Source organism: Streptomyces cucumeris (assembly GCF_024295805.1).
Lineage (GTDB): Bacteria > Actinomycetota > Actinomycetes > Streptomycetales > Streptomycetaceae > Streptomyces > Streptomyces cucumeris.
This window is the reverse complement of record NZ_JANCLX010000023.1, coordinates 76516-89679: the sequence shown is the minus strand read 5'-3', so window position 1 is coordinate 89679 and position 13164 is coordinate 76516. Positions and strand designations below refer to the sequence as shown.

Annotated in this window: 13 protein-coding genes; 2 read left to right on the top strand and 11 right to left on the bottom strand. The window is 70.4% G+C overall.

What is annotated here, in order from left to right; translation table 11 throughout:
- Positions 1–15 precede the first annotated feature (15 nt).
- From NMK44_RS28375 to NMK44_RS28350, 6 genes are all read right to left on the bottom strand, one after another.
- The gene (locus NMK44_RS28375; protein WP_254748272.1) at positions 16–885 is read right to left on the bottom strand and encodes a carbohydrate ABC transporter permease; all 870 of its coding nucleotides are present in this window, start codon (positions 883–885) and stop codon (positions 16–18) included.
- Positions 882–1871: a carbohydrate ABC transporter permease gene (locus tag NMK44_RS28370; protein ID WP_254748271.1), complete on the bottom strand. Its 990-nt coding sequence runs from the start codon at positions 1869–1871 to the stop codon at positions 882–884. Before NMK44_RS28370 ends, NMK44_RS28375 begins: the two co-directional genes overlap by 4 nt.
- The gene (locus NMK44_RS28365) at positions 1868–3196 is read right to left on the bottom strand and encodes an extracellular solute-binding protein (RefSeq protein WP_254748270.1); all 1329 of its coding nucleotides are present in this window, start codon (positions 3194–3196) and stop codon (positions 1868–1870) included. The genes NMK44_RS28370 and NMK44_RS28365 overlap by 4 nt, the downstream gene beginning before the upstream one ends.
- A 133-nt stretch (positions 3197–3329) precedes the next feature.
- Entirely contained in the window at positions 3330–3752 is a 423-nt protein-coding gene (locus tag NMK44_RS28360) for a recombinase family protein (protein WP_254748268.1), read from the bottom strand.
- Between the two features lie 176 nt (positions 3753–3928).
- A complete protein-coding gene (locus NMK44_RS28355; RefSeq protein WP_254748266.1) occupies positions 3929–4228 on the bottom strand; it encodes a DUF3039 domain-containing protein in 300 nt (99 codons plus the stop codon).
- Positions 4229–4334: 106 nt separating this feature from the next.
- On the bottom strand, positions 4335–4922 hold the full coding sequence (locus NMK44_RS28350) for a YqgE/AlgH family protein (RefSeq protein WP_254748264.1): 588 nt from the start codon (positions 4920–4922) through the stop codon (positions 4335–4337).
- A 240-nt stretch (positions 4923–5162) separates the two neighbouring features.
- Between NMK44_RS28350 and murA the strand changes: the two genes are divergently transcribed.
- A complete protein-coding gene (gene murA, locus NMK44_RS28345; protein WP_254748262.1) occupies positions 5163–6506 on the top strand; it encodes a UDP-N-acetylglucosamine 1-carboxyvinyltransferase in 1344 nt (447 codons plus the stop codon).
- A gap of 183 nt (positions 6507–6689) precedes the next feature.
- Here the strand turns inward: murA and NMK44_RS28340 are convergent, their stop codons facing one another.
- On the bottom strand, positions 6690–6971 hold the full coding sequence (locus NMK44_RS28340; protein ID WP_014179130.1) for an HU family DNA-binding protein: 282 nt from the start codon (positions 6969–6971) through the stop codon (positions 6690–6692).
- A 255-nt stretch (positions 6972–7226) separates the two neighbouring features.
- Complete coding sequence (locus NMK44_RS28335; RefSeq protein WP_254748260.1) at positions 7227–8648, bottom strand: NAD-dependent malic enzyme; 1422 nt, start codon at positions 8646–8648, stop codon at positions 7227–7229.
- Positions 8649–8909: 261 nt separating this feature from the next.
- Between NMK44_RS28335 and NMK44_RS28330 the strand changes: the two genes are divergently transcribed.
- A complete protein-coding gene (locus tag NMK44_RS28330; RefSeq protein WP_254748258.1) occupies positions 8910–9116 on the top strand; it encodes a cold-shock protein in 207 nt (68 codons plus the stop codon).
- A gap of 227 nt (positions 9117–9343) precedes the next feature.
- Here NMK44_RS28330 and NMK44_RS28325 read toward each other — a convergent pair whose 3' ends face one another.
- From NMK44_RS28325 to NMK44_RS28315, 3 genes are all read right to left on the bottom strand, one after another.
- Complete coding sequence (locus NMK44_RS28325; protein ID WP_254748256.1) at positions 9344–11731, bottom strand: HelD family protein; 2388 nt, start codon at positions 11729–11731, stop codon at positions 9344–9346.
- Between the two features lie 147 nt (positions 11732–11878).
- On the bottom strand, positions 11879–12640 hold the full coding sequence (locus tag NMK44_RS28320) for an anti-sigma factor family protein (protein ID WP_254748254.1): 762 nt from the start codon (positions 12638–12640) through the stop codon (positions 11879–11881).
- The gene (locus NMK44_RS28315; protein WP_308358591.1) at positions 12637–13158 is read right to left on the bottom strand and encodes a sigma-70 family RNA polymerase sigma factor; all 522 of its coding nucleotides are present in this window, start codon (positions 13156–13158) and stop codon (positions 12637–12639) included. The genes NMK44_RS28320 and NMK44_RS28315 overlap by 4 nt, the downstream gene beginning before the upstream one ends.
- Positions 13159–13164 lie beyond the last annotated feature (6 nt).

Sequence of the window (13164 nt, the reverse complement as noted above, 5' to 3'; positions counted from 1 at the left end):
GTGTGTCCTTAGTCCTTAGTCCTTCACGGCGCCGCCCAGCCCGGAGACCAGTCGGCGCTGTACGAGTACGAAGAAGACCAGCACGGGGAGGGTCATGACGGTGGACCCGGCCATGATCCCTCCCCAGTCGTTGCCCTCGTCCTTGAAGAAGACCAGCAGCGCCATCGGGAGCGTGGAGTTCTCGGTCGCGCTGATGATGAACGACTTGGCGAAGAGGAAGTCGTTCCAGGCGGAGATGAAGGAGAAGACGCTCGTCGCGACCAGTCCGGGAAAGACCAGGGGGAAGAGGATCTGCCACAGGAAGCGGGACCGGCTGGCGCCGTCGAGGTGGGCCGCCTCCTCCAGCGATTCGGGCACCGCCTTGACGAAGCCGCGCAGCATCCAGATGGCGAACGGCAGCGAGAAGGCGATATGCGGCACGATCAGCGAGCCCAGGGTGTTGAGCCCGATGCCCGGCACCGACTCCCCCAGGTCCCGCATCAGGAAGAACATGGGGATGGTCAGGGCCTCGATCGGCACCATCTGGGCCACCAGGAACATGATCAGCAAGGTGGTGCGGAACCGGAAGCGGAACCGGGTGACCGCGGTCGCGGCGAGGAAGGCGATCAGCGCGGAGGCGACCACCACCACGACCGCCACGAACAGGCTGTTGAGGAAGTAGCGCCCGAAGTCCTCCTGCTGGAAGACGCGCCGGAAGGAGTCCAGCGAGGGCGAGGTGGTCCAGGGGCGGGGGTGGGTGGACTGGATCTCGCCCTCGGGTTTGAAGGCGGACAGCACCATCCAGTAGAGCGGGAAGGCGACCACGGCGGCCACCAGCAGCGCGGTGGCCTCGGCCAGCAGCCGCCAGGGGCGGCGCACCCGCAGCCGGGCGCGGGAACGGCTCACAGTTCTTCTCCCTGACGTCGCAGCAGCCGCAGATAGACCAGGGTGACCACCAGCAGGATCAGCAGCATCACCACGCCGATCGCCGAGCCCAGGCTGTACTGCGAGGACGCGAACGCCTTCTGGTACGCGTACACGTTGAGCGTGAGGTTCTGCCCGGCGATCCCGCCGCCGTCGGTCATCACATAGATCTGGGTGAAGATCTTGAAGTCCCAGATGATCGACTGGATGGTGACGACGATCAGGATCGGCCGGAGCATGGGGGCCATGACCGAACGCCAGGTCCGCCAGTGGGAGGCGCCGTCGAGGGAGGCGGCCTCCAGCACCTCCTCCGGGATGGCCTTGATGCCCGCGTAGACGGTGACCATGACGAACGGGAACGAGCACCAGACCACTTCGAGCAGCACCAGCGCGAAGGCGCTGTAGCGGTCGTAGGTCCAGGAGTAGTCCTCGAACCCGGAGAGCCCGAGCCACACCAGGGCCTTGTTCACCGGTCCGTAGTCGGGGTCGAAGAGGAAGACCCAGACGGTGGAGCCGGTGATGCCAGGGGTGGCCCAGGCGCCCAGCGCGGCCAGCATCAGCGCCAGCCGCGGCAGGGCGCGCACCCGGGTCAGCAGCACCGCCAGCGCGCAGCCCACCGCGAGGGTGGAGACCACGCACACGGCGGCGAAGACCAGGGTGGCGGTGGTGACCTCCCAGAACTGGCTGTCGCCGAAGAGCTGGGAGTAGTTGGCGAAGCCCTGGAAGGTGGTGGGCTCGCCACCGCTGACCTGGGCCTGGGTGTACTCCAGGAAGGAGATCAGCCCGAGCTGGTAGATCGGGTAGACGAGCAGCCCGGCCAGGACGACGAGGGCCGGGGCGAGGTAGAACCAGGGAGTCCAGGCCCTCCGCCGCCTGGCTCCCGTGGCTCCTCCCCCGCCCGGCCCGCGCCGGTGGGCGGGCGCGGCCGCGCGCGGCCTGCCGTGCTTGGTGGTGGTGCCGGGACTCACTGTGCGAATGCCTCGTCCATTTTCTTCGCCGCGTCGGAGGCGGCGTCATCGACGCTCTTCCGGCCGCTGACGACCTGCTGGAACATGGTGGGCAGCACAAGCTGGGCGTCGATCGCCGCCCATCCGGGGTGGGCCGGGACGAACTTGGCGCTGTCCGAGAGGGTCTTGACGAACGGCTTGACGAACGGGTCCTGCTGCGCGACGGCGCCCCGGACATCGGTGAACGTGGGCAGGAAGCCCATCGCGCCGAACAGCTTCGTCTGGGTCTTCTTGCCCGCCAGGACCTTCAGCAGCTCGACCGAGAGGGTGCGGTGGCTGGTGCTCTTGAGGATGCCCAGATTGTTCCCACCTGCGAACGCGGGGGCCACCTGGCCCTTCTTCACACCCGGCAGCGGGACGACCGCGTACTTGCCCTTGGCCTTGCCCGCCTCGATGGCCTGATGGTTGAAGTCACCGGCGATCGCCATGGCCGCCTTGCCCGAGGCGAACGCCTGGACGGTGTCGTTGCCGCCCCACTGGGCGCACTTGGCGGCCGGGCAGTTGTCGTTCCCGAAGAGCGAGCTGTACGCCTTGATGCCCTTTTTGGCATCCGCGCTGTCGATGGCCGCGTCGTACTCGTTGGAGCCGAACTTGCCCTTTTCCGTCGCGATATCGCCGCCGTTGGCCCAGATAAACGGCATCGCGGCATAGGTGGAGGCGCCACCCACCGCGAGACCGTACATATTCGGACGCTTGGAACGGATCTTCTTGGCGGTCGAAATCAGCTCGTCCTGGGTGGCCGGCGGCTTGAGGCCGAGGTCCTTGAAGACGTCCTTGCGGTAATAGAGCGCCCGCACCCCGACGAAGAGCGGCGCACCGTACACCTTGCCGCCGATGGTGACCGAGTACTCCGTGGTCGGGTCGGTGTTCATGGCCTCGTCCCAGGCCCCGAACTCCTTGCTGATGTCGAGCAGTCCGCCGTCCTTCACATACCCGGCGGTGTCCGTGTTGCCGTACTCGATCAGGTCGGGAGCGCTCTTGGGGTCGTTGAAGGCCGCCTTGATCTTCTGTGCCCGGGTGTTGACGGGAATGTAGCTGACATCGACCTTTACGTCGTCATGTTCCTTTTTGAAGTCGGCGACGGCGGCATCGACCACGTCTTCTTTCGGCTTGTTGTTGACCTCGCGGAAGAGCCAGACCCGCATGGTGCCGGTCTTCTCGTCGTTCTTGGAACTGTTGTCGGACGTGGAGGGCGCACAGGCGGTGGCGGTCAGCCCCGCGAGGACCAGCGCCGCCGCGGGAGCGGTGACACGTCGGGAGAGCATGGGGGGCTTGGACAGCTTCATGGACACCCTTAGCAGCAGGGCGTTGCACATAACGCAACGCGCATTTCGCTCAGCACAATATGCGTGAGGCTAAGGAACGTTGGGTGCCCGCGACAAGAGGTCTCAACCACTCCGTGACACAGGAAGTTTGCCGCTACCGCTTCTGCAACTCTTCGCCGGGGTAGGTCGGTTCGGGATACGGAACCGCCTCGACCCGTGCGCCGGACCTCTTCAGACGGTCCGTCACCTCGGTCCAGTCCGGCCAGGAGCGCTCGATCCGCGCCAGGAGACGGGCGCTCGCGACGAGGACGATCTCGCACCCCGGGTCGTCCGCCCAGTCCAGGAGGCGCGGCAGGGCCGGCTGCGACGCCGAGACCACACAACTGCCCGCGGACGCGTAGCCGCGCTCCTCCGCCAGCCGCGCACAGCGCGCAAGCTGGGCGTCCCAGTCCTTCTCGAACTGGCAGTAGGTGCCCGCGGCTTCCGTGTCGGGCGCGTCGGACTCGTCGAGTTCCCGCGCCCCGAACACCAGACAGACCGCGCGCGACACCGATCCGCTCTCCGCACGCCCGCTCATGGGAGCGACACTAGTGGTCGGGCACGGCCGTGACGCCGGGAACGCGTCAACCGTCACCGGCCGGTGCGGGCGGCGCTCCCGGACCACCCGCGCGGAAGGCGAAGCGGAACGCAACCGGAATCCGAAACGGGGACGCGGGGCCGTGAAGCGGGGGCGGGCCCTAGGGCGCCGGGGGGCTACTTCTTGCCGCCGCCCTTGCCGCCGTCCTTGCCCTTGTCGTCTCCGCCGGAGCCCATGCCCTCGAAGATCTCCTTGCACATCGGGCACACCGGGTACTTCTTCGGGTCCCGTCCCGGGACCCAGACCTTGCCGCAGAGTGCGACCACCGGAGATCCGGAGAGCGCGCTCTCCATGATCTTGTCTTTCTGCACATAGTGGGCATAGCGCTCGTGGTCGCCGTCACCGTGCGACACCTGCGGTGTCGGCTCAACGAGGGTCCCCGTGCCTGCCCCGCGCTCGGGCTCAAGAGTGCTCATACAGCCCTAGGGTACTCATGCCCGCACGGTGCGGCGGATGTGCGACCGGCCACGTTCCGGCCGGTGACCGGCCCAGGACCGCCCCGGGCCCGCCCAGTTCACCGGACTAGTTCAGCGAGGGGTCGTCCGGATAGGTGGCGACCATCGCCAGCTCGCTGCGCTGGCGCCGCAGCACCGCCCGCCACAGCCGCTCCGGAGCCGGTGAGGAGACGTCCCCGGGCTCGGACTCCACCACGTACCAGGCGCCGTCGGACAGCTCGTCCTCGAGCTGGCCCGGCCCCCAGCCCGCGTACCCCGCGAAGATCCGCAGACTGCCCACGGCAGCCGCCAGCAGCTCCGGCGGCGCCTCCAGGTCGACCAGTCCGATCGCCCCGTGCACTCTGCGCCACCCGAGTGGTCCGTCCTCGCTGTGCGCCGACTCCCGGCCGCTCTCGCCCGGCACCACGGCCACGCCCAGCGCGGAGTCCAGCGACACCGGACCGCCCTGGAAGACCACCCCGGGCTCCCCGGCCAGCGAGGCCCAGGACTCCAGGATGTCGCCGACCCCCACCGGGGTGGGACGGTTCAGCACCACACCGAGGGAGCCCTCCTCGTCGTGGTCGAGGAGCAGCACCACCGCGCGGTCGAAGTTCGGGTCGGCCAGCGCGGGTGTCGCGACAAGCAGCCGTCCTGTGAGCGAGGACACCTCCGTCATGGCCACATGATCCCGCAAATCCGCCCCGGACGGGGAGTGGAATCCGACTCCCGTATGAGGGCAGGTCGGGGCGTACGACAGCAGGAGCGGCGCACATGACTGTCGGCTCGCGGACGGAAACGGAACGTGTTCCGTCCGATTCATGACGTCACGACCGGTGCAGGAGGCTTACGGAGGGGGTCTCGACGGCCATTACTCTTGCCTTTTGGCCCCTTGCCCGTCACAGGAACGCGAGACCAGATGACCCGCGAGAACGATGTCCTGCTCGTCCATGGCGGTACGCCGCTCGAGGGCGAGATCCGTGTCCGCGGCGCGAAGAACCTCGTGCCGAAGGCCATGGTCGCCGCTCTCCTCGGCAGTGCGCCGAGCCGGCTGCGCAACGTCCCCGACATCCGTGATGTCCGGGTGGTCCGCGGTCTGCTCCAGCTGCACGGGGTCACCGTGCGCCCCGGCGAGGAGTCCGGCGAACTGGTGCTCGACCCCACGCACGTGGAGAGCGCCAACGTCGCCGACATCGACGCGCACGCCGGTTCGTCGCGGATCCCGATCCTCTTCTGCGGTCCGCTGCTGCACCGCCTCGGCCACGCCTTCATCCCCGGCCTCGGCGGCTGCGACATCGGCGGCCGTCCGATCGACTTCCACTTCGACGTGCTCCGCCAGTTCGGCGCGACCATCGAGAAGCGCGACGACGGCCAGTACCTGGAGGCCCCGCACCGGCTGCGCGGCACGAAGATCCGGCTGCCGTACCCCTCGGTGGGCTCCACCGAGCAGGTGCTGCTGACCGCGGTGCTCGCCGAGGGTGTGACGGAACTCTCCAACGCCGCCGTCGAGCCGGAGATCGAGGACCTCATCTGCGTCCTGCAGAAGATGGGCGCCATCATCTCCATGGACACCGACCGGACCATCCGGATCACCGGTGTCGACAAACTGGGCGGCTACAACCACCGCGCCCTGCCGGACCGGCTGGAGGCCGCCTCCTGGGCGAGCGCGGCGCTGGCGACCGAGGGCAGCATCTTCGTCCGCGGCGCCCGCCAGCGCGAGATGATGACCTTCCTCAACACCTTCCGGAAGGTCGGCGGCGCGTTCGACATCGGCGACGAGGGCATACGGTTCTGGCACCCCGGCGGCAAACTCAACGCCATCGCGCTGGAGACCGATGTCCACCCCGGTTTCCAGACCGACTGGCAGCAGCCGCTGGTGGTCGCCCTGACGCAGGCGTCGGGCCTGTCCATCGTGCACGAGACGGTCTACGAATCCCGGCTGGGATTCACCTCGGCGCTGAACCAGATGGGCGCGCACATCCAGCTCTACCGGGAGTGCCTGGGCGGCTCCGCCTGCCGCTTCGGCCAGCGCAACTTCCTCCATTCGGCGGTCGTCTCCGGCCCCACCAGGCTCCAGGGCTCCGATCTGGTCATCCCCGACCTGCGCGGCGGCTTCTCCTACCTGATCGCGGCGCTGGCCGCGCAGGGCACCTCGCGGGTGCACGGCATCGACCTGATCAACCGCGGCTACGAGAACTTCATGGCGAAGCTGATGGAGCTGGGCGCCAAGGTCGAGCTGCCGGGCGGCGGCGACACGGTCTGACCCGACTGCACCATTCCGGGCATATCCGCCCGTGACCGACCCCTGAGCCCGCGCCGGGCCGCTCCCGCGGCCCGGCGCTCGGCGTGAACGGGGCGAGAACGGCGCCAGAAGGCGGTTCAGCGGCCCCGGAACACGGCGAAGGGGCGGCCACCCCAACGGGTGGCCGCCCCTTCGTACGGACGCTTACTTGCCCTTGGCGGCTTCCTTGAGCTTGGAGCCCGCGGACACCTTCACGCTGTAGCCGGCCGGGATCTCGATCGGCTCGCCGGTCTGCGGGTTGCGCGCGGTGCGAGCGGCACGGTGGGTGCGCTCGAAGGTCAGGAAGCCGGGGATGGTGACCTTCTCGTCGCCCTTGGCGACAATCTCGCCGGTCACCTCTGCGAGGGCGGCCAGAACGGCGTCGGCGTCCTTGCGGGTCACCTCGGCGCGCTCGGACAGAGCGGCCACCAGCTCACTGCGGTTCATGTTGTACTCCCGTGTTCATCTTGCCAATGAGGCGTGAGATCGAAGCCGATGCTGCCAGGGCCCTCGGACAGTCCCCGGACCCGGGTCTGCTGTTCAGACCCTCGCGCCCGGAACGCATCCTGCCCCCACCTGTGGCGGGAAAGCCAATCCGGAACCCCGGAGAGTCACACGAAAAGCGCCAGGGCGGTCGTTTTTCTGCCCGCCACCCTATGGGTGCGCCGTGGACCCCACAGCACGCGACGCGCCGTGCCCGGCCTAGACCGCCGTGGTACCGGTCACAGCCTTGGCCGCGTCGCGCACGGCTCCGGCGACCGCGCCCGCCACCTTGTCGTTGAAGACGCTGGGGATGATGTAGTTCGCGTTGAGCTCTTCGTCGTGGACCACATCCGCCAGCGCGCGGGCCGCCGCCAGCATCATTTCCGTGTTCACGGTACGGGACTGCGCATCCAGGAGCCCGCGGAAGACACCCGGGAAGACCAGTACGTTGTTGATCTGGTTGGGGAAGTCCGAGCGGCCGGTGGCGACCACGGCGGCGGTCTGGCGGGCGATCGCCGGCTCCACCTCGGGGTCGGGGTTGGCCAGCGCGAACACGATCGCGTCATCGGCCATGGCGGCCACGTCCTCGCCGCCCAGCACGTTCGGGGCGGAGACGCCGATGAAGACGTCGGCCTCCCGCACCGCCTCGCACAGGGTGCCGGTGACGCCCTCGGGGTTGGTGTTGTCGGCGATCCAGCGCAGCGGGGACTCCGGGTCCGCGGAGACCAGGTCCTGGCGCCCGGCGTGCACCACACCGTGGATGTCCGCGACGACCGCGTGCTTGACGCCCGCGGCGATCAGCAGTCGCAGGATCGCGGTGCCCGCGGCGCCCGCGCCGGACATCACCACCCGCACGTCGCCGATCTTCTTGTCGACCACCCGCAGCGCGTTGGTCAGCGCCGCGAGCACCACGATGGCGGTGCCGTGCTGGTCGTCGTGGAAGACCGGGATGTCCAGCGCCTCGCGCAGCCGGGCCTCGATCTCGAAGCAGCGGGGCGCGGAGATGTCCTCCAGGTTGATCCCGGCGAAACCCGGGGCGATGGCCTTCACGATCGCGACGATCTCGTCGGTGTTCTGGGTGTCCAGGCAGAGCGGCCAGGCGTCGATGCCCGCGAACCGCTTGAACAGGGCCGCCTTGCCCTCCATGACCGGCAGCGCGGCCTTGGGGCCGATATTGCCCAGGCCCAGCACCGCGGAGCCGTCGGTGACCACCGCGACGCTGTTGCGCTTGATGGTCAGCCGCCGGGCGTCCTCGGGGTTGTCCGCGATCGCCTGGCAGACCCGGGCGACACCGGGGGTGTAGACCATGGAGAGGTCGTCACGGTTGCGGATCGGGTGTTTCGACGACATCTCGATCTTGCCGCCGAGGTGCATCAGGAACGTACGGTCCGAGACCTTGCCGAGGGTGACCCCGTCGATGCCCCGCAGCTTCTCGACGATCTCGTCCGCGTGGGCGGTCGAGGTCGCGGCGATGGTGACGTCGATCCGGAGCTTCTCGTGACCGGAGGCGGTCACGTCGAGGCCGGTGACGGAGCCACCGGAGGACTCCACGGCCGTGGTCAGCTGGCTGACCGCGGTACCGCTCGCGGGCACCTCCAGCCGGACCGTCATCGAGTACGAGACGCTGGGCGCCGTTGCCATGGCCGTCTTCCTCTGCTTTCCCTTGTTTCAGGTGTACGGCCACGGGGAAGCGGCCGCATCCTCAGATGGTTACACCTACCTTCCGGTACCAGGTAACCCGGCCCGACTTTCGGACATATTGTTCTGACATACGAGAGTGGGGTCAGCGGAGTGGAAAGCCCCACTCCTTCGCGCGAACCCCCCGCGAGGCGGACCGTCCGCCGACCGCGCCGTCCTAGGCTCTGCCGCGCACAGCGTCGAAGGACAGCGAGGAGCGCAGGCATGGCTCAGGGCACGGTCAAGTGGTTCAACGCCGAGAAGGGCTACGGATTCATCGCCCAGGAGGGCGGCGGGCCGGACGTCTTCGTCCACTACAGCTCGATCGACGGCAACGGCTACCGCAGCCTCGCCGACGATCAGCGGGTGGAGTTCCAGATCGTCCAGGGCCGCAAGGGCCCGCAGGCCGAAGAGGTCCGCGTCCTGGGCTAGACCGCCCAGGAAACGGACCTCTTCCGATGCGTAGGGTGGCACCGACCCGCCATGCTCGCCTCGCGGCAAGTGGTCGCTCGAAGCGACGAAGGTTGGGCCCGGGGGCTTGGATCGAGCCGGTGCCACAGCAAGGCTAACAAACCATCCCCGGAAGCGATTCCCTCCTCGGGGGTTGATTTCCGGGGCTGTCGTCACCCTCCGGACGGCGCCCGCCGGCACCGGCCGCGTCAGTCCCGCAGCAGGTCCGGGACGCCCTGCGGATCCGGCTCGTCCCGCTCCCCCGACACCACCGTCAGCCGCTGGGTGGCCCGGGTCAGCGCCACGTAGAGCACCCGCAGACCCGCCGGGGACTCATCGGCGATCTCCGCCGGGGAGACCACCACCGTCGCGTCGTACTCAAGCCCCTTGGCCTCCAGACTGCCCAGTGCCACCACCCGGTCGCCGAGGCCCTCCAGCCATCCGCGCGCCTGCTCACGCCGGTTCATCGCCACGACGACGCCGACGGTGCCGTCGACCTCCTCCAGCAGCCGCACCGCCTCCGCGCGCGCCGCCGCGCCCAAGCCGCCGTTCTCCCCCGCCGCGAACCGCGGTGCGACACCGGTGGAGCGGACCGCCTCGGGCGACGGGGTGCCGGGCATGGCGAGCGCCAGCACCCGGGCGGCCAGGTCCGCGATCTCCGCCGGATTGCGGTAGTTGACGGTCAGGGTGAAGCGGCGGCGCGGCCGGGTGCCCAGCGCCTCGTCCCGTGCGGCCCCCGCCTCCTCCGGATCGGACCAGGAGCTCTGCGCGGGGTCGCCGACCACCGTCCACGTGGCGTGCCGGCCGCGCCGGCCCACCATCCGCCACTGCATGGGCGTCAGATCCTGTGCCTCGTCCACGATGACGTGGGCGTAGTCGGTCCGTTCGCGCTCCAGCCGGTCGGCGCGGCCGCGGCGCTGCGCGGTCCGGTCGGCGTGGGTGGTCAGCTCGTCCAGTCCGGTGAGGTGGTCCAGCGGATCGGCCTCCCGGGGCGCGGCGGGGCGCGCGGGGGCGCCCAGCACCATCTGGAGCTCGTCCAGCAGCGCCACGTCGTGGACGGACAGCGGACCCTGGCCGTCCTCGCCCAGGCGGGTGAGGGAGCGGGCCACCAGCCGGGTCTCGCGCGGGTTGAGCACCCGGCGGGACCAGCGTCCGAGCCGCTTCTCGTCGGCCATCGCGGCGAGCACCGAGCGCGGGGTCAGCTCGGGCCACCAGGCGTCCAGGAAGTCCTGGAAGACGTCCTCGGTGGAGATGTCCTCGTCGAACCCCTCCCGGGCCTCGGCGGCCAGCTCGGGGTCGGTGTAGCGCCGCTGGGCGCCGGAGCGCGTCCACAGCGCGTCCAGCAGCAGCCGGCGGGCACGGGGGCGCAGCAGGTTGACCGGGGCGGTGCCGCCCAGCGCGTGCTGGCGGATCCGGCGCAGCTCATCGGCCTCCAGCTCCACACGGGCGCCGAAGGCGACCACCCGCAGCCGCTCGGGCGGGCGGCCGGGTCTCTCCCCGCGGCCCGCACCGGGTCTGCCCCCGCGGGGCATCTCCAGGGCGCCGCGGGCGGCCCTGCGCAGCACCTTCTGCATCCGTGAGGAGCCCTTGATCCGGGCCACGGCCGGATCGTCGTAGGTGGTGGCCTCGGCGCCGTCCACCAGGGAGCCGACCGCGCGGATGGCGACCTGGCCCTCCTCGCCCAGCGAGGGCAGCACGCCCTCGGTATAGGCGACCAGCAGCGGGGTGGGGCTGACCACCAGGATGCCGCCCGCGTAGCGGCGCCGGTCCTGGTAGAGCAGGTAGGCGGCGCGGTGCAGCGCGACGGCGGTCTTGCCGGTGCCGGGGCCGCCCTCGACCTCGGTGACGGAGGCGGCGGGGGCCCGGATCACCATGTCCTGTTCGGCCTGGATGGAGGCGACGATGTCGCGCATGGTGTGGCCGCGGGCCTGGCCCAGCGCGGCCATCAGCGCCCCGTCCCCGACCACCGGCAGCGCGCCGCCGTCGAGGGTCGCGGTCAGCTCCGGGCGCAGCAGGTCGTCCTCGACGCCGAGCACCCGGCGGCCCTTGCTGCGGATGACCCGGCGGCGGACCACCCGGCCGGGGGCGACCGGGGTGGAGCGGTAGAACGGCGCGGCTGCGGGTGCCCGCCAGTCGATCACCAGCGGGGCGTAGTCGGCGTCCAGCACCCCTATCCGGCCGATGTGCAGGGTTTCGGCGATCTCCGCGCGGTCGCCGTCCTCCCCGGCGCGGATGGCGCCGTCGGCGGGCTCCACCGAGGTGTAGGCACCGTCCGGACCGCGTTCGCCGTCCTTGCCGAGCAGCAGGTCGATCCGGCCGAAGAGGAAGTCCTCGAACTCGCTGTTCAGCCGGTTGAGGTGGACCCCGGCACGGAACACCTGGGCGTCCCGCTCGGCGAGCGCGCCGGGCGTGCCGACCTGGCCGCGCTTGGCGGCGTCGTCCATGAGGAACTCCGCCTCGTGGATCTTCTCCTCGAGGCGCCGGTACACCCGGTCCAGATGTGCCTGCTCGGTCCGGATCTCGCGGTCCCGGATCCCGTCCCCGCCGCCCGGCGGCGGAGCCGTGCGGCTGTCATGCGTGGCGTTCTGCGCGGCCACCCAAGCCCCCTTCTGTCTCCCTAGGGCAGCCGTCAACCGTACACCCCTTTTGCACCGGCTCGGGCGTCTCCCGTGCGGGTCGGGCCCGCAGGTCGGACCGGTCACCGCCGATCGCGGCGGTGACCGGGGAGGGCGCCCCGGGCACCCTCAGAGCTCGACCTTGGCCAGCCGTTCGCCGTCCAGGGTGCGGATCTCGAACCGGGCGATGTCCTCCTGGTTCATCGCCGCGCCGCCCTGGGCGTACAGCGGCTCCTTGCTCCAGCGCGAGCCGTCGCCGTCCTTGACGCCGTAGCCCGAGGTGGGCACGGCCCAGGTGGTCACCGTCTCCTCGTGGCCGTCCTTGCCGACGGCGACCAGGTCGCAGGAGCGCGGGCCCTTCACATTGCCCAGCTTCAGGGCGACGGCGGTGCCCCAGCCCTTCTGTTCGAGGGAGACGGAGGCGTCCACCTTGGTGACGGGGTCGACCGCGGTGAACTTCCGCTGACCCTGCTCGTAGATCTCCTTGGCCGCGCCGGCCACCGGCTTCGTGCCGTCGTCCCCGGAGGAGGAGGTGAGGGCCGCACCCGCGAGCGGGCCGCCGACGATGAGGGCGGCGGCCGCGGCGACGAGGTAGAGCCGCCGTCTGCCGGCCGCCTTGCGGCCGGCGGTGACGTCCTCCAGCAGCCGGTCGAGCAGCTCGGGCCCGGGGCCGCTGGTGAGCCCGGCGGGATCCGGGATCGGCCGGCCGTCGGGGGCGGTGGCGAACTCCGCCAGCAGCGGCGGGATGCCCATCAGCTCGTCGAGTTCGGCGGCGCACCGGTCGCAGCCGATGAGGTGCTCCTCGAAGCGCGCCGCGTCGGCGGGGTCGAGCACGCCGAGCGCGTAGGCGCCGACGGCGGTGTGCTGCTGGTCGTCCGCTGCCGGCATCATGCCGTCACCCCCCTTTCCTCGAGCGAGAGCTTCAGGGAGCGCAGCGCGTAGAAGACCCGGGAACGCACCGTCCCCGGCGGTACGCGCAACACCTCGGCCGCCTCACTCACCGTCCGTCCCTTGAAGTATGTCTCGACGAGCGCCTGTCTGTGCGCATCGGTGAGATCGGCGAGGGCGTCGGAGAGGGTCATCTGGCGCAGGGCGCGGTCGATGTCGTCCGCGGCGGGCATGACCTCGAGGGGCGAGGCGTCCACCTCATGGGGGCGCGCGCGGCGTTGGCGGTGGCCGTCGATGACGATGCGGCGGGCCACGGTCACCAGCCAGGGGCGCACCGACCCTCCCGCGCGCTGGAGTTGGTCCGCATTGCGCCAGGCCCGCAGCAGCGTCTCCTGGACCACGTCCTCCGCGCGGTGGCGGTCGCCCGCCACCAAGCGCAGGACGAACGCGAGAAGCGGGCCCGCGTGATCCGCGTAGAGCGCGCGCATCAGCGCGTCGTCCGGTGTCGTCCTCTCGGTCACGAGGGC

Coding starts and splice junctions, on each gene's coding strand:
- NMK44_RS28365 (WP_254748270.1), bottom strand. CDS start 3,196: ATGAAGCTGTCCAAGCCCCCCATGCTCTCCCGACGTGTCACCGCTCCC.
- NMK44_RS28360 (WP_254748268.1), bottom strand. CDS start 3,752: ATGAGCGGGCGTGCGGAGAGCGGATCGGTGTCGCGCGCGGTCTGTCTG.
- NMK44_RS28355 (WP_254748266.1), bottom strand. CDS start 4,228: ATGAGCACTCTTGAGCCCGAGCGCGGGGCAGGCACGGGGACCCTCGTT.
- NMK44_RS28350 (WP_254748264.1), bottom strand. CDS start 4,922: ATGACGGAGGTGTCCTCGCTCACAGGACGGCTGCTTGTCGCGACACCC.
- murA (WP_254748262.1), top strand. CDS start 5,163: ATGACCCGCGAGAACGATGTCCTGCTCGTCCATGGCGGTACGCCGCTC.
- NMK44_RS28340 (WP_014179130.1), bottom strand. CDS start 6,971: ATGAACCGCAGTGAGCTGGTGGCCGCTCTGTCCGAGCGCGCCGAGGTG.
- NMK44_RS28335 (WP_254748260.1), bottom strand. CDS start 8,648: ATGGCAACGGCGCCCAGCGTCTCGTACTCGATGACGGTCCGGCTGGAG.
- NMK44_RS28330 (WP_254748258.1), top strand. CDS start 8,910: ATGGCTCAGGGCACGGTCAAGTGGTTCAACGCCGAGAAGGGCTACGGA.
- NMK44_RS28320 (WP_254748254.1), bottom strand. CDS start 12,640: ATGATGCCGGCAGCGGACGACCAGCAGCACACCGCCGTCGGCGCCTAC.